This is a genomic window from Kiritimatiellia bacterium (assembly GCA_018001225.1).
Taxonomy (GTDB): Bacteria; Verrucomicrobiota; Kiritimatiellia; order CAIQIC01; family JAGNIJ01; genus JAGNIJ01.
Genome location: JAGNIJ010000011.1, coordinates 25,974 through 44,055 on the forward strand (window position 1 = coordinate 25,974; position 18,082 = coordinate 44,055).

At 67.5% G+C, this 18,082-nt stretch carries 14 protein-coding genes; 2 read left to right on the top strand and 12 right to left on the bottom strand.

Going from position 1 to position 18,082, the window contains the following annotated elements:
* Position 1: 1 nt before the first annotated feature.
* The 12 genes from KA248_05520 to KA248_05575 all read right to left on the bottom strand — a co-directional run bounded on the left by KA248_05520 (position 2) and on the right by KA248_05575 (position 15,992).
* Positions 2-700: a PEP-CTERM sorting domain-containing protein gene (locus KA248_05520; protein MBP7829356.1), complete on the bottom strand. Its 699-nt coding sequence runs from the start codon at positions 698-700 to the stop codon at positions 2-4.
* Between the two features lie 51 nt (positions 701-751).
* Positions 752-1,426, bottom strand: a complete 675-nt coding sequence (locus KA248_05525; protein MBP7829357.1) for a hypothetical protein — start codon at positions 1,424-1,426, stop codon at positions 752-754.
* 236 nt (positions 1,427-1,662) lie between these two features.
* A complete protein-coding gene (locus tag KA248_05530; protein MBP7829358.1) occupies positions 1,663-2,334 on the bottom strand; it encodes a response regulator transcription factor in 672 nt (223 codons plus the stop codon).
* Between the two features lie 108 nt (positions 2,335-2,442).
* Entirely contained in the window at positions 2,443-5,625 is a 3,183-nt protein-coding gene (locus KA248_05535) for a fibronectin type III domain-containing protein (protein ID MBP7829359.1), read from the bottom strand.
* Positions 5,626-5,823: 198 nt separating this feature from the next.
* Positions 5,824-6,312: a hypothetical protein gene (locus KA248_05540; protein ID MBP7829360.1), complete on the bottom strand. Its 489-nt coding sequence runs from the start codon at positions 6,310-6,312 to the stop codon at positions 5,824-5,826.
* A complete protein-coding gene (locus tag KA248_05545; protein MBP7829361.1) occupies positions 6,309-7,754 on the bottom strand; it encodes a hypothetical protein in 1,446 nt (481 codons plus the stop codon). Before KA248_05545 ends, KA248_05540 begins: the two co-directional genes overlap by 4 nt.
* On the bottom strand, positions 7,751-8,998 hold the full coding sequence (locus KA248_05550) for a general secretion pathway protein GspK (GenBank protein MBP7829362.1): 1,248 nt from the start codon (positions 8,996-8,998) through the stop codon (positions 7,751-7,753). The genes KA248_05545 and KA248_05550 overlap by 4 nt, the downstream gene beginning before the upstream one ends.
* 89 nt (positions 8,999-9,087) lie before the next feature.
* Positions 9,088-10,941 (bottom strand): O-antigen ligase family protein, encoded by a 1,854-nt coding sequence (locus KA248_05555; protein MBP7829363.1) that lies wholly within the window; start codon positions 10,939-10,941, stop codon positions 9,088-9,090.
* A 79-nt stretch (positions 10,942-11,020) separates the two neighbouring features.
* The gene (locus KA248_05560) at positions 11,021-11,893 is read right to left on the bottom strand and encodes a polysaccharide export protein (protein ID MBP7829364.1); all 873 of its coding nucleotides are present in this window, start codon (positions 11,891-11,893) and stop codon (positions 11,021-11,023) included.
* A gap of 15 nt (positions 11,894-11,908) precedes the next feature.
* Positions 11,909-14,029 carry a polysaccharide biosynthesis tyrosine autokinase gene (locus tag KA248_05565; GenBank protein ID MBP7829365.1) on the bottom strand — a complete coding sequence of 707 codons (2,121 nt, stop codon included), beginning with the start codon at positions 14,027-14,029 and terminating at the stop codon, positions 11,909-11,911.
* Positions 14,030-14,128: 99 nt separating this feature from the next.
* Positions 14,129-15,322 (bottom strand): outer membrane beta-barrel protein, encoded by a 1,194-nt coding sequence (locus KA248_05570; GenBank protein MBP7829366.1) that lies wholly within the window; start codon positions 15,320-15,322, stop codon positions 14,129-14,131.
* A gap of 49 nt (positions 15,323-15,371) precedes the next feature.
* Positions 15,372-15,992, bottom strand: coding sequence for a hypothetical protein (locus KA248_05575; GenBank protein MBP7829367.1), 621 nt, complete (start codon positions 15,990-15,992; stop codon positions 15,372-15,374).
* A 212-nt stretch (positions 15,993-16,204) separates the two neighbouring features.
* Here KA248_05575 and KA248_05580 point away from each other — a divergent pair, with 212 nt between their 5' ends.
* Positions 16,205-17,191, top strand: coding sequence for a ribonuclease HIII (locus KA248_05580; protein MBP7829368.1), 987 nt, complete (start codon positions 16,205-16,207; stop codon positions 17,189-17,191).
* Positions 17,188-18,048 carry a fumarylacetoacetate hydrolase family protein gene (locus KA248_05585; GenBank protein MBP7829369.1) on the top strand — a complete coding sequence of 287 codons (861 nt, stop codon included), beginning with the start codon at positions 17,188-17,190 and terminating at the stop codon, positions 18,046-18,048. The genes KA248_05580 and KA248_05585 overlap by 4 nt, the downstream gene beginning before the upstream one ends.
* The last annotated feature ends 34 nt before the right edge of the window (positions 18,049-18,082 follow it).

Genomic DNA, 18,082 nt, shown 5'->3' on the forward strand with positions numbered 1-18,082 from the left:
GTTATTTACGTAGCCGGCGATACACCAGCAGGCCCACGCCCGCCAGCGCCAGCATGATCGTGCTCGGCTCGGGAACGACCTGGCCGTGATCCGCAGGATTGAAGAACACGCCCTCATAGTCGCCCGTTCCTTCAAAGGTGCTGGGGGCGCCATTCACCACATCCATCGCACTGGGTGCCGGAGTAGGATCACCAGGAGCCGGGGGACGAACGGCAAAGGTGCTGGTGTCAAAAATGACACTACTGGCATACCATGTGCCTACAATAGGAGCGGCCGCATCAAAGATGCGGGCATAGATATATCCGGCGTTGACGTTGTTACCACCCACATGACTGTTGAGATAGTCAAAGTTGCCATCGATATCGGCCGCCGATTCGATAGTGCCCGGGGTAGCAGAGACAGGCGTATACCCCGTCCACAGAATCCAGTAATTCACCCCAACGCCAGGCTGCACGATGTTGTTCCCCTGCGCGTCACTTTGCAGGTAGGGCGTATAGCTGGGAGAATACGCATTCAACGTACTCCACACCAACTGAATCATGCTGCCCGCCGGCAAGGCATCAGCGTCAAACGTTGTGCCTCCATGCACCATTAAGGCCCCAACAGCGGTGTTCAGCTCGACGCTGATATCCGCATTCGCCACGCTGCACGCCAACAATGCGCACAGCACCACTCCGCCCACCTTCGCATATTTTTTCATGTTATTCTCCTCTGCCGAATTGAGACTAACTGTCCAGCTTTACTACATCTGTTATGGCCACGTATAGGGCTTGAGTTCACTCCAATTTGTCGCGTTCGCCCACTTAAGCCAGAAGCCCTGCCCGGGATTGATCAGCAAAGCATTACCCGCCGCACCCCATCCGCCGAGGGCCGCGCGAGTATAGGTATCATAGCCCGCTCCGGTCCAAATATATAACTTGGATCCCACCGGGGCCTGCTTTGCGATCGAAAGATTCGTCCAGGACTGCACGACGGGATAGGAATAACCAGAAAGCGTGAATCCCGCAGCCACCCCGACGGTGCTGGAAGGAGCGGTGAAGCGATCCGGCACCTCACCCATCAGGAAGACCTGATACTCATTGGACACGGCACTCGCCGGAACTAGTACCCACACGCCGCTACCACGATACAGAATGTTGGTGCCACCAGCCCCCCAGCCCCCTAGCGCGGCCTTCGTGATCGTGTTGTATCCGCTTTGATCCGTCTTCCACAGGTACACCTTCGAGGAAGTGGGCAAGGACGCGAACACATTCGAGATAGCCAAGGGTGTGTCCAAATCCTCAAAATCATGCCTGACCATCGAGAACACGCCCTTCGTCAGCGTGATCTGCTGATACCCGACGGCGTTTCGGCTCAACACCTGCTGGCCGAAAGCCACGGCGGCGACACTTGCGATCGCCAGCATTACAATGAGCAGCTTCTTCATATCTGTCTCCAATTGTTGCCGATTATGTCTGATTCACAACGCCTGTCCAGAAAAAAAGCACGGCAACGTTAACTTTTCTCCGGATCTGCACTCTCAAAAATCCTTTCCACCTTTCTGGATAAGAGATTACCCGCAGGCCGCATACGTGTCAATACGTATATATAAAATAATTGATTTATTGTTACTTGCTTATCCGCAATGTGATACGCATAAATCAGGCCGGAAAATAGAGCGATCTACATCTCCTTGCCTTCCACCCAGCGCACGGCTTCGCGAAGAAGCTGGGCGGCGTCCTCGCAACCCAGTTTCCGCTTGATGTGCGCGCGGTGCACTTCCACGGTGCGCTCGCTCAAGGAGTACTTCTCCGCGATCCGGCGCGTGGTCATGCCGCGGCCGAGGCATTCGAAGATTTCACGCTCGCGCTCGGTGAGGCTCCCGATGCCGCTCTCGGGCTTGGACTCGACATCCTTCCGCAGGTAGTCCTGGAGCATGCGCGCGCGCGCGGCCTCGGAGAGATAGGTCTCGCCTTGCAGCACGACCCGCAGGGCGGAGAGGAGGGACTCGTCGCCCTGCTCCTTCATCACGTAGCCCTGGGCGCCGGCGCGCAGGGCCTTTTCCGCATGCGTGGCCTCGTCGTGCATGGACAACACCACCATCGGTATCGCGTGCCCCCGCCGGCGCGCCTCGCGGATGAAGTCCAGGCCGTTCTCGTCCTTCAACGTGATGTCCACGATCGCGGCGTCGGGCCGGAGGCTCTCCAAGGCCGCCAGCGCCTCGGCGACGGTCGCGGCCTCGCCGCACACGGCCAAGTCCGGCTCGCCGGAGATCAGCGCCGCCAGTCCGTGCCGCACGATGGCATGGTCGTCCACGATGAGCACGCGGCGGGCGGATGGCGGAGCGGGGGTCATGGGGAATGGAGGAGTGATGGGTGAATAGTGAATAGTGAATGGTGAATGGTCAATACTGAATGATTACTCATGGACGCGAAGCTCCCGCTATTCACCACTCACCCTTCACTATTCACTCTTTTCCAACCTCCCCTGCACGGCCCGGCGCAGGCGGGCGAGGTGCTCGCCGGTCATCTTGTACGGATCGCCGATGTCCGGCTCCGCCGCCTGGACGAAATCGGCGAGCTGCTCGCGGGTCCAGCCCATGCGGTCCTGGAGCAGGAGCAGGTACTCGATATCCTGCTGCAGGCGGCGCACCGCCTTCAGGCGCAGCGACGCCAGCGGTGCATCGAGCCCGCAGGCCCGTCCGTTCCGGATCAGCGCCTGCGGCGACCCGGCGCCCGGTTCCTGCGCGGGCGCCGTGGCCTCCCGTATGGCCCAGCCGTCCGCGCCCTTGAGGAACGAACGCAGGACGCCCGCCGCGGTGGCCAGCGGGGTTTCGTTGAGGGGCATGAAGTCGTTCTGAATCCAGAGCCGCGCGCCCGACGAGGCCGCGCGCCGGCGGAGCAGCTCCCACGCCGCGGTGTTGCGGTCGCTGACGGACAGCAGCCGGAACGGGTTCCAGCCGTATCCCGCCAGGGCCGCGGCGTCGGGTACGGTCACGCGGAACACGACGGGCGGCGCGGCGGAGGGAGGCACCATCTTCGCGTACGCTTCGAGCGCGAGGAAATCGTCGCGGAAGAAGGGCTGCCCCAGGGACCAGGGCGGCGGCTGGCCGCGGTAGGTGTTGGTCGGGACGTTGACCAGCCAGACGTGCGCCGCGGTCCGATCCACGCGCCGCTCGCGAAAGTGCGCCGCGTACTGGCCGAGCACGCCCGCCCACGCCGCGCGGTACCCGGGCGAAAGGCAGCCCTCGAGTTGGCGGGGATCGCCGGAGAAGACCGGGAGGCCGTCCGGGCGCGCGGTCAACGCGTCGTCGCAGGCCAGGCCGTTCGCCAGCGGCGTGGGCCAGCTTTCGAAAACCGGAAGCCAGACGTGCGCCAGCGGGACGGCGGGCGCGTTCGAGGCGGCAAAGAGGCGGCCGGACAGCAGCGCCGCGTACTGGGCATCCCACGCGGCCCAGCCCTGGACGGCCAGGCCCGTGCCGGATCCGGACAGCGCGGGGCAGAGCCAGGGCGCGGCCGCGCCCTGGGTCAGGTAGGGCCGCACGGCCAGCACGGCCCGGTGCTCGTTCGCGAGGCGATGGTACCGGTTCTCGATTTCCAGCGCCTGCGGGCGGGACGTGAGTTCCTTCCCGTGGTGCTGGCGGGCGAGAATGGGCGGCGCCTGGAGTTCGACCGTGAAGCGAGGCACGGCGGGCATCGAAACCGGCAGCACCTTCAGCAACACGAGCACGTTGATCTCGGGGGCCTTCCCGTCGGAGAACGCCAGCCCGCCGCGGTAGAGGCCGGGCGCGGCGCCGGGCGGCACCGCCAATTCCGCGTAGACCACGTGGTGGGCCTGGTCCGGCATGCGCCCGGCCAGGACGGATTTTTCCGGATCCAGCCGCCCCTCGAGGGGAAGCATCTCGTCCACGTGCCAGGCCAGCGGCGAGCGCCGGGTGGGATGGTGCGCGCTCCCCGCTTCATAGAACCGGAACACCAGGGAAAGCGCCGGCCCCGCGGAGGTTTCGAACGGAGCGGAGCGCACCGAAAGGGGCGGGAACTTCTCTTTCAGCCGGCTCAACATCGCCTGGAATCCCACGGTTTCCCCGGCGGCGGCCTGGAGGTGAATCGTGCGGCTGCCGCGGTCCCAGAGGAGGGTTTGAGCCGGCCGCGCGCCGGCGTGCTCCGGAGGGCCGTCCAGGACCGCGCCGCTGCCCGGATCGAGGCCGTCGAACTCGGACAGGATGCGGAGCGCCGCGGCGCCGCCGGCAATCTCGATGGAGCCGGCCTCGAAAGGCGGCGGCTTATCGACGGTCGGCAGCGCGAGCGCGGGGGCGGTCCGGGCCACGATCTGGGTCACCGGGCCCGCGGTCCCGGCCTCGTCGAGCGCGCCGAGGAAAAACGTGTACACCGTGTCCGGCTTGAGCCCCTCGATCACCATCTGCTCGGCCGTGCCGGGCTCGGCGGGCCACGGCGCCGCGTTCGGCGGCGCGGCGGCGGCCTTCTCGAAAGCGGCGGGCGCGGGGGCGAAGCGCACGTCGTAGCGGAAGGCCCGCCCGGTGTTTCCGTCGTCGCCCGGCGCCGTCCAGCGCAGGACCATCCCGACGGTTTTCGGATGGCTCAAGGCGGCGTGGGCGTGGGCGACGAAGGAACCGGGCGCCGCGGGCGGCACGAAATCCAGCGGCGCGCCCTCGACTTCGATGAAGTGCGACTCGTCGGGCATTTCGCGGCTGGCGATCGCGAAGGCGCCGGCGAGCTGTCCTTTTTCGTCGCTGACCGCCAGGCTGTCGGCCGCCCCGCTGACCAGCGCCTGGACCAGGACCGGGTTGAGCGGGACTTCGATCCAGGGATCCTCGGCCGTGGAGGGCCGGACCGGCCGGGCGACGGAAAAGAGATAGCCGGGCTGGCCCCGGAGCAAGTGCGTAAACGGCGGCCGGTCCGCCCGCCAGGGCGTCCGGTTGAAATCGGCCCACCGGAACGTCGCGCCGCGCGAGGGCGGCTCGGAGGGCGTATGGGCGCCCTCCTCCCACGGCGCGCGCAGGGCGGTGAAGCCGAGCGTGTGCGGCTGGCCACTGCGGATACGCGCGCGCCACGAGGCCCGGCGCACCGTCCAGCCGCGGATCGCGGAGAGATCGTACCGGGCCAGGACAAAGCTCTCGTTGCCCTTCACGGGGAGTTCGCCCAGGCGGCCCGCGTTGCGATCGGGCGAGGTGCCCAGGTGGGCCTGGATGCACGTATCCGCCAGCGGAAGAAGACGCGCGGTTTGCCCGCCTGCGGCCGCGGGCGGGATCGCGGGCGCGGGCGGAACCGACAGGGCGGCCGGGAGCGCGCCGGTCTCCATTTCGAGTGGAATTTCCACCGCGGCGGGCGGCGCCGCCGTCGGAGCCGGGAGCGCCGGCGCGGGCTTCGAGAAGTCCATCTTCACCGTGGGGCGCGGCGCGCCCGCCGGAAGGGGCCGGGCCGGCGAGGCCGCCGGCCGTTTCGCGCCGGGCACCACGCGGGTACCGGGCGGGAGCTGGTCCGCCGGGATCCGTGATGGCTCCTCGCCGCGCCGGGCGCGGTCGACGCCCTTCCAAAAAAGAAAACCCAGCACCACGATGGCCACGACCGCCACGATGAGAATGACCACATCGGAGGTGGAGCCGGCTCGTTTTTTTCGGGGAGGCATGGGGTCAGGGGTCAGTGGGGCCGCCGGCCCAAGGGGCCGGATGGGCGCAGCGATGAGACCTCAACGTCCAACAATCAACGTCCAACGTCCAACGTTCAATCCTTGGACGTTCAACGTTGAGCGTTGGGCGTTGGGCGTTGCAAAACAGCATACGGGACAAGCCCGTGGGGGGGCGGGGACTCGAATGCACACGCCTTTTCATTTTTCCAGGGCCTGCATGCCCAGGGTCACGCGCCCCTGGCCGGCGCCTTGCTCCGCGGCCTTGATCTGGCATTCGACCAGCCGCCAGGGCGGTCGGGTTCCATCGCCCTGCAGCTCGGCCAGCAGGCGGCCGATCTCGGTGAACGGCACCGGGTCGAGACCGATCTCCGCCTGGCGTACGACCCACCCCGAGGCGGCGGGCCTGTCCTCGCCGACGCGGACGGCCGACGGGAAGCCGGGGAGCAGCCGGCCGACGGTTTCGCGCAGCGGCACGGGGGCGTGGCCCGACATATTCTCGAAGAAGGACACGGCCTGCTCCTCGCGGGCGCGGCCGGCCTGCAGCGCGCGCAGTTGGTCGAGATCGGAGAGCTTGGCGCGAATCTGTTCCGCCACGGGCCGCGTCTGCCAGGCCGCGCGCGCGGCGAGCAGGAGGCCGAGGAGGAAGAGCGCCGCCGAGGCGCCGCGAACGACGGCTTCGCGCTTCACGGGTTGCGCCCTCCCTTCAGGGTGAAGTGGACCTTTTCGTCGAGGCCGGCGTCCTGGCGCTCGACCACGACGTGCAGGCCGCGCCGGCGGAAGGGCTCGGCCAGTTTCTCGCACCGGTCCCAATCCGGGGCCGTGCCGCGCGCCGAGACCGAATCCGCCGAGAAACCGAGCGAGTCGAGGGTCAGCCCCTGGGCGCGGGCCTCCTGGAGCACTTCGGCCAGCAGCGCGGGCGCGGAGGGTTGAAGGGCCTCCAGGAACGGCCGGTAGAGGGCCGCGCGATCCTGCACGGCCTGGCGGGTGGTGCGCAACTCCTGCCCGTACAGCAAACGCGAGTCCGGCGCGAGCCGGCGCGCAAGGGATTCCACGGCGGCCTGCACGCCGCGCTTGCGCGTCTCGAGGAGGGACGGCCAGGCCAGGCCGGCCCCGCACAGGACCAGGCCGGCCGCCGCGAGCGCCACCGAGGTGCGCCGCGATTGCCGGGCGCGGTGCTGCTCGGCGGCCGGATGCGCCAGGGGACCGGCCCGGAAGTTGCACGGCCAGGCCGCGCCCCGCAGGGCGCGGGCGCCCAGCGCGCGCCGCAGGAAGGATTCGGGCCGGTCGTGCGCGGCAAAGTCGAAGGAACCGAGTCCGGCCACGTGGTGCTGGAGTTCCGCCGTCAGCGCCGCGTCCGCCGCGCCCGGCCCGGTCCATATCCATTCGATGGACGCCGACGCCCCGGCCGCCTGCGCCTGGAGGATCTGGCGGACCCGGCCGAGGATGCGCTGAACGCCCGGCTCCGCCGTGGCGGGTCCGGCCGCCCGCCACAGGGCCTCCACGGGGCGGAGGCTGTGCGCGCTGATGAAGCGGCTCTCCTCCGGCCGGCCGGCGGCCGTATCCCCCAGCACGAGGGCCAGGTGGTCCGGGTAGAGGGCGGCGACCACGCGGCGGCCGGCGCCGCGAGGCGGCTTTTCGGCCAGGCTTTGACTCCAGAGGGCCAGGCCCTCGTGGTCCAGGAACACCGGGTCGATCCCGAGGACCGCCAGGGCTTCCAGCCGGCGCCGGAGATCGGACAACCGGGCCGCGACCGCCAGGGCCTCCACCTCGCCCTGCGCCGTCCGCCCGATCCTCGGGAAGAGATGAACGCAGTCCTCGATGGAAAACGGCAATTGAATATCCAGCAACGAGGGCAGCACCTTCCGCGCCTTCGCCTCGGACGCGAGCGGCGCCCGCAGCCAGCGCGTCAGGCCTTCGTGGATCGGCAGGGCGGCCGCCCAGACCGCGCCGCGGCCCGCGATCGCTTCGGCCAGGCGCCCGCGCGCCGCGGCCGGGTCGTCCGCCGCCACGTCCAGGAGGGCCTCGTGCCGGATCCCGCGGCGGCCCGCCTCGGAGCCGCCCACGCGCACGGCGCCGCCCGACAGGTCGGCCGCGAGAACCGCGCGGACGGGAAGGACGGGGCCGCTCATCCCGCCGCCCTCCCCGACCACCATTGCACGACGTCGACGCGCCCGTCCTTCTGACGGACCGCAATGACCCGGAGCCGGACGGTCTGGTCCTCCGCGTCCGCCCGCACTTCCACCCTGAAAAAGCGGCTGCGCACGTCGAGATAGGGCTCCACGGCCCGGCGCGTCTCGGGGTCGAGCACGGCCAGCACGGAATCGACGGAACGCAGGGGGGCGCGCGCGCGGCGGACCAGGAGTTGGCGCACCAGTTCATCGCGCTGCAGGCCCAGCACGCCCCGCAGCACGTCCTCGCCGGCGGTATTGATGTTGACGGGCACCGGGGTGTCGCGCGCGGCCGGGATGACCGTGACCTGGTCGAGCACGTCGGCCTGGAACGCGGCCCGGCGTTCGTAGCGGGGCTTCCGGTCGAACAGGTCCCTCCGGAATCCGCGCACGGCCAGCAGCTCGGACCAGGACAGGAGCACCCGGTCGGCGGCGGCATACGGCGGTTCGAGGCCCCGGTAGAACGGGCTTTCCCAGGGGCCCTCGGCGTTGTCATCGACCCAATCCCCGAGGGCATCCACCTTGCTGACCGGCTCGAAGTCGCCGCACAGGGTCAGCAGGTCCATGACGATTTCCGCGGCCGGGCGCCAGGAGGGCCGCGCGGGCAGGGCGAGGTTGTTGAGATCGAACCAGCGGTTCTCGTCCTGCACCCAGGTCCGCGTGGTCAAGCCGGCGGGGTCGGTGATTTCGATCGAGGCCGCCCAGTTTTCGTTGGTGGCGTCCATGCCCAGGTCGGGGTCGTCGGCCAGGCGCTGGAGGGCCTGGCGGGCGGCATCGACGGCCACGAGATCGAGCCGCGCCTGGAGCAGGGCCTGCTCCTCCCGCCGCAGCGCGCGGCGGGCGGAGACCTGGGCTTCCATGACCAGGGCGGAAACCAGGACCAGGACCAGCAACACGAGGATCAGGACCGCTCCCCCCCGCCCGGAGGGGCGCCGGTGGCGGAAGTGCCGTTCGCGGATCGATTCAAGCAGCAAGCGGCCGAAGAAGCACACCACGCCGGCCCCAAGGTAGACTTCGGCCATCGTGATCAGGCGGGCGCGCGAGGCGGAACGGCTCACGGCGAAGGCATAAGCCAGCACGCCGGCGCCCAGGACCAGGCAGAGCCACCCCAGCATCAACAGGACCAGCCCGATCTTGCTCATGCGCCGCCGGGTGGCGTGAAAACGATGCACCTCCGTCCCGGCATATGGATCCCGCGCCGCCATGTCGATGCCGCCATGATGGAGAAAGAGCAGGCCCGGCGCTATCAAAAAAACCGGCGGGGATTCCGCCGGCCCGCCGCGGGCGAGGACGGTCAGGGCGAAAGGGGGGCCGCGGCGCGCTTGGCCAGGCGCCGTTCGAGCAGCCGGATGTTGATCAGAATCATCTCGTCCGACCACCGGCTTGCGGCCTCGCGGAAGACCGACAGGGCCTCCTCGTCGCGGCCCATGTTCCGGAGTTGAAGACCGAGCTGCGGCAGGAAGAACATGTTGTTCCGGTCCATCCGGTTGATCTCGATCAGGCGGGCCAGGGCTTCTTCCTTCCGGCCCTGCGCGTCGTCCGTGCGGGCGAGCCCGAAGAGGACCATCATGTCCAGCGGATTCCGGACGCGCGCCTTGTCATAGCACTCGAGGGCCAGGCCGGCCTGGCGCTTCTTCTCCTCGCCGTCGAGGGCCCAGAAGGCGCCGGTCCGATGGAGGTGGCCCAGGCTCAACCAGGGCCGCCAGTTGGCCCGATCCACGGCCCGGGCCTGTTCCAGCAGGCGCCGGGCGGGTTCCATCTCGAGCCGCTCCCGGCGCTGTTCCCCGAAATGGTGCAGCCCGTAGGAGAGCGCCGTCCGGAACGTCACGAGGAAGAGGACCAGCACGACCGCCAGGCCGCCGCCCCAGACCGCGCGGGCGCCGGCACCGCGGATCGCCCGGGGCCGCAGGGCGCCGGAGGCATACAAGCCGGACGCGGTGACGCCGGCAAGCAGGACCAGCACCTGGTTGTTGGAATAGATGTGGAGGTTGAAGTCGAAGACGGCGTGCACGGCGGCGGCGGCGACGCTGCCGCAGAGCGCGGCGATGAAGTAGGCGTCCTTGTCGCGTTCGACGCGGCGCAGGAGGCGGAGGAACCCGGCCAGGCCGGTCCCCGCCACGGCCAGCATGAAGGCGAGGCCGACGAGGCCGTAGTCGGACGCGAAATGGAGGTACTCGTTGTGCGCGTAGTTGATGAGCAGGGCGAAGTTGTGCGAGCGGAAGCGGGGATACACCCAGCGGTAGCTGCCCGGGCCGTGGCCCAGCCACGGCTTCTCGCGGATCATCGGCAGCGTGTCGCGCCAGACGTCGAACCGCGCCTGCACCGCGCTGTCGGGATCGTGGACCATGGCACCCTTGACGCGTTCGCGCACCATAGGCGATACGCTCCACAACGCCGCCCCCAAGGCGAGGGCTAGCACCGGCAACACCACCAGCATCGTGACGAACCGCTTCACGCTGCGGCGCAGGGCGATCAGCGCCGCGGCCAGGCCCAGGCCGGCGGCGGCGCCGAGCCAGCCGCTACGCGACTCGGTCAGGTACAGCACGGGCAGCAGCAGGAGCAGCGTGTAGCCCGCCAGCAGGCGGAGCGGCAGGCCGGCCGCGGGAAGCGCCGCCAGCGCCAGGGCGAACGGCAGGACGATGGCGACCAGGTTGGCGAAATGGTTCGGGCAGAAGTACGTGCCGCTCGCGCGCAGGCCGTACTGCTCCGGCCGCTCCAGGTTGAGCACCATCCGCGAGTCATGGGCATACTGGATCACCGCGTACCAGCCGATCAGGGTGACCACGAAGAGGGTGATCCCGATGATCAGGCGCCAGCGGCTGCGCCGGGCCGCCAACTCGGTCCAGGCCCAGTACGCCCCGACGTAGCCGCCGACCTTCAGCATTTCGATGCGGGCCTCGTACGGCACCGCCGAGAAAGGAAGGATGGCCAGCGAGTACAGGAAGAAGAGGATTCCCATCACGCCGCCGGGCGGCACCTGGAGCAACTGCAACTCGGGCCGCAGCAGCGGCCGGGCCAGGAACAGGGCGATGCCCAGCCAGGCCAGCATCAGGAGGGGCCCGATGGACCAGAGGCGCACGGCGCCGAACAGCACCGCGCCCAGCAACGGGCCCGCCATCAGGAAAGCCAGCGCGGTCCACTCGTACAAGGATTGGCGCCGCGAAATGGGAAGCGCCGTGCGCCGGCGGCGCCGCTCCCCGCCTCCGTCATCGCGGAAGGGAACCCGGTCAGAACGCGCTTCGGGGCACAATGATCACATCTCCCGATTCGAGTTCCTTGTCTCGCGCGGGATTCTTCTCGATCTCGCGCATGTTGACCACGAAGCGCTGCTCGCCGCGCAACAGTTCCACGCGGCGCGAATTGGCGAACTCGGTATAGCCTCCCGCGGCGGCGATGGCCTGGAGAATCGTCGTCCCGCCCACGAGCTGGAAGCGGCCGGGCCCGCGGACCTCGCCCCTCACGAAGTACCCCTGGCTCGGGATGATGATGTTGACCCCGAGATCGCGGTAATAGCCCTCGTTGATATACCGGTCGCGGATTTCGCGCTCGAGCTCGGAGGGGGTTTTGCCCGCGGCCTGCACCACGTTGAGGAACGGAAGGTTGATGCACCCGTTCTCGTCAAGGATGCCCTCGATGTTCTGCTGGCCACCGGGATACCCGGGGATGCCGCGCAGGGCGATGACGATGGGGTCCCCCGTCTTCATGCGATACACCCGGACGGGCTTGGTCGTCGCCACGCCCGACACCGCGGGTTCCTTGGGGGCCTTCTTCCACCACGGACGGCGCGTCTCGGCGGCCGCCGGGGCGGGCTCGGGGGGCGGGGTTTGAACCGCGGCCGGAGCATCCGAGGACGCCCTGGGCTTTCTTTGCCACCAGGAGCGGCGCGGTTCCTCCGCGGACGGGGCCGCCACGTTCGCGGACGCCACCGCGCCCGTGGCGGTGGCCGCGGGGTCCACTGCGGCCGGAGACGCCGGGGCCGCGGCCGGCGGCATGCGGGCGCCCGACGGCAGGACGATTTCCCCGGGCTTCGTCTTGAGGCGGGTGCATCCGCCGGCGGCCACCACCAGGAACAGGGCGAGGAGAAGGTTCAAGCGTTTCACGGTCCGGTTTCCTGTTTAGAGCACGTCTTTCTTGGAAGACGACGGGGTCCCGGATTCCTCCGCCCGCGCCTCTTCCGACGGCTCGTAATGTGAGTAGTAGGAATGATAATAGTAATAATAATCATCCCGCAAGATATTGATGTTGTTCAGGATCACGCCCAGCACGTTGCCGCCGACGTTCTCCAGCATGCGCTTGGCCCGCAGGGAAATCTGGCGCGGATACTTGCGGTACTGCACCACCAGCATGACCCCGTCGACCTCGCTGGCCAGGATGGAGGCGTCCGTGACGCCCATGATCGGGGGCGAGTCGAAGAAGACGTAATCGTAACGGGCCTTGAGGTTCTTGATCAGCTCGCGCATCCGCTGGGAGTCCAGCAGGCCGAACGACGAGCGCGGCAGCTTGCCGCTGGGCAGGAAGTGCAGGTTCGGCACGCTGGTCGTCTTGATGGTTTCCTCGATCGGCACGTCCCGCATGAGCACGTTCGTGAGGCCGAAGCGGTTGGACGCCTTGAGGAAGGTGTGCTGCACGGGCCGCCGGAGGTCGGAGTCCACGATCAGCACCTTCTCGCCCAACTGCGCGCAGACGTACGCGAGGTTGAAGAGCGTGGTGGACTTGCCCTCGCCGACGCCGCCGCTGACCATCGCGTAGGCCCCGCCGGAGACGCCCTTGTTGGCAAACTGCATGTTGGTCTTGAGCACGCGGTAGACCTCCGCGTGGGGGCTGTCCGGGCCCTCTTCCGTCAGCGGGCGCACCTTCTGCGGGATGACGCCCAGGACGGGGAGGCTCAAGTAGTGCTCGACGTCGTCCACGGTCTTCACGGACGTGTCCAGGTACTCGATGAAGTAAGCCAGGCCGACCCCGGCGCCCAAGCCGAGGATGATGCTCAAGATCAGGTTCAGGATCAGGTTGGGGCTGACCGGCCGCGAGGGCGGCTCGGCCGGATCGATCAGTTCCACGGGCGTGCGCGGCACTTCCATCTCGATGCCCTGCTGCGCCACCCGGGCGCGCAAGGCGTTGAGGATTTCACGCTGGACCAGCATTTCCCGTTCGGCCCGCTGGAACGGCAGGTAACTCTCGCGCTCGGTCTCGATGTCCGCCGCCCGGGCCTGCTGCAACTCGGTTTCCAGGGCGTTGACGCGGGAAAGAGCCACCTCGTACTCCGCGCGCACGCCCTTCTTGAGCCCGCTCAAGGCGCTGGTCAACTTCTTGTTCAGCTCGTCCACCCCCGCCTGGAGCCGCTTGACCTCGGGATGGTTGGGCCCGTAGCTCTCCAGCATGACTTTCAGGCTGACCTCGGAATCGATCAGCTGCGCCCGGATGGTGGTCAGCACCTGGTCCTGCACGATGTAGGCCGAGGCCGACATCAGCTCCTCGCCCGACAGGGCCTCCAGCTGGTCCAACCGCGCTTTCCGCTGCAACATATCCACCCGGGAGGCGATGCGGTCCGCCTCGAGTTGCTGCAGGCGCAGCTTGTCCGCCCTGAAGCTCGCGATACCCTGCCCGATGATCGACAGGCCCAGCTCCGTGCGGATGCGCTCCACTTCCTGTTCCGCCTCGTCCACCTTGTCCTGCTGCTTTTTCAGTTCCTGCTCGAGGGCCTCCACCGCGCGCTTGACCTCCCGTCGCTTGTTGGAAAGGCGCTGGTCACGGTACACCGCGGCGATTTCGTTCGCGATCTGGGCGGCTTCCTCCGGGCTCTCGCGGTACGCCTGGACGGTGATCAGGCTCGTGTCCCGGAATTGCTCCACCTTGATGCTGCGGCTCAATTGCATGTAGGTGGTCTCGCGGTCCAGGGGCGAGCCGTCTTCGTTGAGCTGTTCGCCCCACACCTGCTGCAGGTTCAGGTTGTTCATGACCAGGTACAGGATCTGGCGCGACTGGATCATTTCATACTGGGTGCGCAGGAAGAAGGGATTGTACTGGGGAATATACTGCCTCTCGAACACGTCGACGTCCATGGTGTCCTCGCGCACCAGGATGCGCGCGTCGGCCATGTACTTCTTGGGAAGGATCAGCGTGAACGCCACGCCGGTGAGAACCACCAGCAGCGTCACGGCGAGGATGATTTCCTTGCGCGACCGGATGACGCGCCAGTAGTCAAGAAAATGCAGTTGCTCTTCCTTCGGCTGTTCCATGAGCGTACTCTCTGAAAAAGGGCGCCGGCAAGGCCCCTCGCCCTGCCAGCGCCTTGAATCCTTGACGACCCTCTACCCGGGCGCCGAGCGCCCGGCCAATCAGAATTGAATCTTCCAGCCCAGGCTCAACCGGTTGCGGTCGTACGATTGACGCAACGTGGCGCCCGTGCTGTCTTCCAGGTCCGATTCGAAGTCCTGGTACTGCCACCCGGCTTCCAGCCAGTTGGACCGATTCAGCTGGTACGTGGCCCGGGCACTGACCAGCAGAATCTGCTCGTTTCCGTCCGTGACCTGGCCGGGCTCGATGGAATCGTCGGCATCATACTCGCCGTCCGAGTAGGAGCCGCTCAAGTAGAACGAGATCTTCGCCGTGAAGTCGTGCGCCAGGCTCGCGTAGACGCGGGCGCGGGTCTGGTTCGCATACGGGAACACGTCGGTTTCAAACAGCGAGTAGCCGCCGCCCAGCGAGAGCCGCGTGGCCGGCGAAGGCACGAAGGTCAGGGCCGCGTCCACGTACGGCGCGGAATCGTCGCCCAAGTCGTCGTCGTTATACGACTTCTCCTGGAACCCGCCGTGCAGGATGGCAATGAGGTTCGGGCTGAAGGTGTGCTCCGCGCCCGCGCCGGCCGACAGCGTCTGCGAGCCGCGATCCGGACCCTCGTAATCCACATCCTCCATGCGCAGCTCGCCGAGCAGGGCCGTCTCGGGCACGAGCTGGTGCCGCAGCGTGAGCCCGCCGACCAGCAGGTCGAAATCGTCCGTGTCCGAGACCGTGCTGTCGTCGTACCGCATCAGGATGTAGCGGCCGGCGACGTCCAGGCGGGTCTGGGGACGGAACATGTAGCTCAACGTGCCGTTGGCCGTGTTGTAGATGAAGTCATCCTTCTCCCGCACCACGACGTCCCGATCCGTCAGCTCGGGCTGCTCGCCGCGGCGAAAGGTATCGATGGCGCTCAAGGCCAGGCGAGGGGTGAACACGTGGTTCAGGACCAGGTCGAACTCGTGGTTCAGATCGGTGTCATCCGGCTCCCGGTCGCTCCACCACACGAACGAAGGCCGGTAGCGCAGACTCATGAACGTCTGCTCCAGCCGGTAGTTCAGCATGATCTCGATTTCCTCGATGATCTTGACGCTGTCGTTCTTGTCCGTTTCTTCCTGGTAGATGTTGTCGTCGTACTCCAGGCGCAAACGGTTGATGATCTGGTACGGCTTGACGCCTTCCAGGGCCCCCGCCACTTCACCCAGAACCATCAGGATGCCCACCGCCACGAATACCCACGCTGTTCGTTTCATGCTCGCTCGCCTCCTCATAATAAGGAATGGTTGCCTTGCGCCGCCGGCTTCAATCGGGCGTCAGCGGACGGAACTCGCCGTTGATGAATTCAAACTGGCTGAACACGCGAACGACGTATTCCATGTCCACGCCGTACTGCATTTCGTCCACAGGATTGAAACGGTGCCGCTTGACCAGCGGGTCCACGTTCGCCGCGGCCACGTGCGTCGCGACCGGCTCGGGCAGGGGCTCGAGATAGGAGACCGCCTCGCCGACGGAATCCATCGGGACGCCGAGGCTCTTCAGGTAGTCGATCCATTCCTTCGGGTCGTCGGGATTCTCGATCTCGCCCTGCTTCTTGAGCGCCTGCACGATCACGCGTGCCAGGTCGGCCTTCGTCACCACCTTGTCGCCCGCCCAGCCCTCGGCCGGCGAGATGCTGTTGTCCAGCAGGATGGCGTAGCATTGCTGGTCGCTCGGCGCCACCGGGAGGAAGCGCGCCAGGCCGAGAATCTTGACCATCATCTGGGCCAACTCGGCTTGGGTTACCTGGGCCACCGCCGGAGCTTCGGCGGCCGGCTTGTCCGCTTTCTTCGCCTTCTTCGCCTTCTTCTCCGCGGCCATACCCGTCGGGGCCAGCATGGCCAGACCCACCACCGCCACCAACACGGTCATTCCGATTTTTTTCATTCGCCCTTCCTCCAGCTTGGTCTTGATACGTAAATACCCTTATCCCGAAAAGCGAGACTCTCCTTCTTCATGGCTTCTGGAAACTCACGTATGACAGAAACCTACCCTACCCCTCCCCAAACCGTCAACAGGTATATTTGCCATAGAAGCGCTTTTTTTACACCCCGCCACCCTGTTGCCAGGGCCGGTCGTCCTCTGATAGAGTGCCACCCATGACGCCACAGACCTCTTTTACCATCCTGCTGACCCCGGCGCAACAGGAAGTGCTGACGCGCCTGCTCCGCGCCGGGAATTACGCTCCCCTGACCATCCCCCACGCCACGGTGGCCGCCGAGGGACAGGATTGCCGTATCTCCTTGTACAAGAGCGGGAAATGCCTAGTCCAGGGCAAGGGCGCCCGGGAGTGGGTCGAATTCGTACTCGAGCCCCAGGTGCTCGGAGAGGCCCGGCTGGGCTACGAGGAGGTCCGCCAGCCGGAGGTCTTCCAGCCCCATATCGGCGTGGACGAGAGCGGCAAGGGCGACTTCTTCGGCCCCCTCGTCATCTCCGCCGTTTATGTGGACGAGCGCCTGGTCCGCCTCTTCCGCGACATGAACGTCCGCGACAGCAAGACCATCACCAGCGAGCGCAAGGCGCTCGACCTCGACGAGGCCATCCGCAGGGCCGTCGCCGGCCGCTTCGCCCTCATCGCCATCGGGCCCCGCGCCTACAACCGCCTCTACGCGAGTATGGGCAACGTCAACCGGATCCTCGCCTGGGGCCACGCCCGCGCCATCGAAAATGTCCTGGAGCGCGTGCCCGATTGCCCCCGCGCCGTCGCCGACCAGTTCGGCCCGAAGCGCCAGATCGAGCAGGCCCTGATGAAGAAGGGCCGGAAAATAAAACTCGAGCAGCGGCCGCGCGCGGAGTCCGATCCCGCCGTCGCCGCCGCCTCCATCGTCGCGCGCGCCGGCTTCGTCCGCGCGCTCCAGCAGATCGGCAAGCAGTACAACGTCACCATCCCCAAGGGCGCGTCCGACGCCGTCCGCGCCGTCGCCGTCCAGCTCGTGAAGTCGAAGGGGCCGCCACTCCTGCTCGACGTCGCGAAGTGCCACTTCCGCACGGCCGACCAGGTCCTCGCGGAGGCCGGCTCGTCGCGCGCCGCGCTCGGGCCCGAAGGTCAGGCGGTCTCCAAGCCGCGCCGGGAGGAACCCTCATGAAGCTCGTGCGATTCGGTCCGCCCGGACAGGAGCGCCCCGGCGTGTGGCTGGACGACACCCCCGGCATCCTCGATGTCCGAGCCATGGCCTTCGACATTGAGGACTACGACGCGCACTTCTTCTCGCGCTGGGGCCTGGAGCGCCTGCGCGGCCTGCTCGCGGAAAAGAACCGGAAGATCGTTCCCGCGGAAGGCGTCCGCCTCGGCCCGCCCGTCGCGCGCCCCGGCAAGATCATCTGCCTCGGCAAGAACTACCGCGATCACATCGCGGAGTTCGATTCGAAGACGCCCGACCGCCCGATCCTCTTCGCCAAGGCCGCGACCGCGCTCGTCGGGCCGTACGACGCCATTCGCCTACCCGCCGACGCCGAAGCGGACGTCGAGGTCGAACTCGCCGCCGTCATCGGAAAGACGGCGCGGAACCTTTCTGAAGGCGACGCGATGTCCTGCGTCGCGGGCTACACGATCCTCGACGATGTCACCGACCGCGCGGCGCAGCGCGCCGACGGCCAGTGGTTCCGCGCGAAGAGCCGGGACACGTTCTGCCCGCTCGGCCCGTTCCTCGTCACCGCGGACGAGGTGCCCGACCCGTACGTGTTGCGGCTGACCTCGAAGATCCGCGGGCAGCTCCTACAGGACGCCCGCGCATCGGACATGATCTTCAAGCTCGCGTATTTGATCGCCTACGCAAGCGCCGCCATGACGCTCGAACCCGGCGACGTGCTCTCCACCGGCACGCCGGGCGGCATCGGTTCCGCGCGCAAGCCCCCGGTCCTGCTGCGGCCCGGCGACGAGGTCGAGGTCGCCATCGAGGGCCTCGGTGTGCAACGGAACCGGGTGGAGAGCGACGCCCTGTAGCTCCGGCGCTCCGCCGCCGGAGCTTCCGCCGACA

Excerpts from the sequence above, each read along its gene's own strand:
- KA248_05545 (MBP7829361.1), bottom strand. The coding sequence starts at position 7,754 with ATGAGCGGCCCCGTCCTTCCCGTCCGCGCGGTTCTCGCGGCCGACCTG.
- KA248_05525 (MBP7829357.1), bottom strand. The coding sequence starts at position 1,426 with ATGAAGAAGCTGCTCATTGTAATGCTGGCGATCGCAAGTGTCGCCGCC.
- KA248_05535 (MBP7829359.1), bottom strand. The coding sequence starts at position 5,625 with ATGCCTCCCCGAAAAAAACGAGCCGGCTCCACCTCCGATGTGGTCATT.
- KA248_05550 (MBP7829362.1), bottom strand. The coding sequence starts at position 8,998 with ATGGCGGCGCGGGATCCATATGCCGGGACGGAGGTGCATCGTTTTCAC.
- KA248_05530 (MBP7829358.1), bottom strand. The coding sequence starts at position 2,334 with ATGACCCCCGCTCCGCCATCCGCCCGCCGCGTGCTCATCGTGGACGAC.
- KA248_05520 (MBP7829356.1), bottom strand. The coding sequence starts at position 700 with ATGAAAAAATATGCGAAGGTGGGCGGAGTGGTGCTGTGCGCATTGTTG.
- KA248_05585 (MBP7829369.1), top strand. The coding sequence starts at position 17,188 with ATGAAGCTCGTGCGATTCGGTCCGCCCGGACAGGAGCGCCCCGGCGTG.
- KA248_05570 (MBP7829366.1), bottom strand. The coding sequence starts at position 15,322 with ATGAAACGAACAGCGTGGGTATTCGTGGCGGTGGGCATCCTGATGGTT.
- KA248_05575 (MBP7829367.1), bottom strand. The coding sequence starts at position 15,992 with ATGAAAAAAATCGGAATGACCGTGTTGGTGGCGGTGGTGGGTCTGGCC.
- KA248_05580 (MBP7829368.1), top strand. The coding sequence starts at position 16,205 with ATGACGCCACAGACCTCTTTTACCATCCTGCTGACCCCGGCGCAACAG.
- KA248_05565 (MBP7829365.1), bottom strand. The coding sequence starts at position 14,029 with ATGGAACAGCCGAAGGAAGAGCAACTGCATTTTCTTGACTACTGGCGC.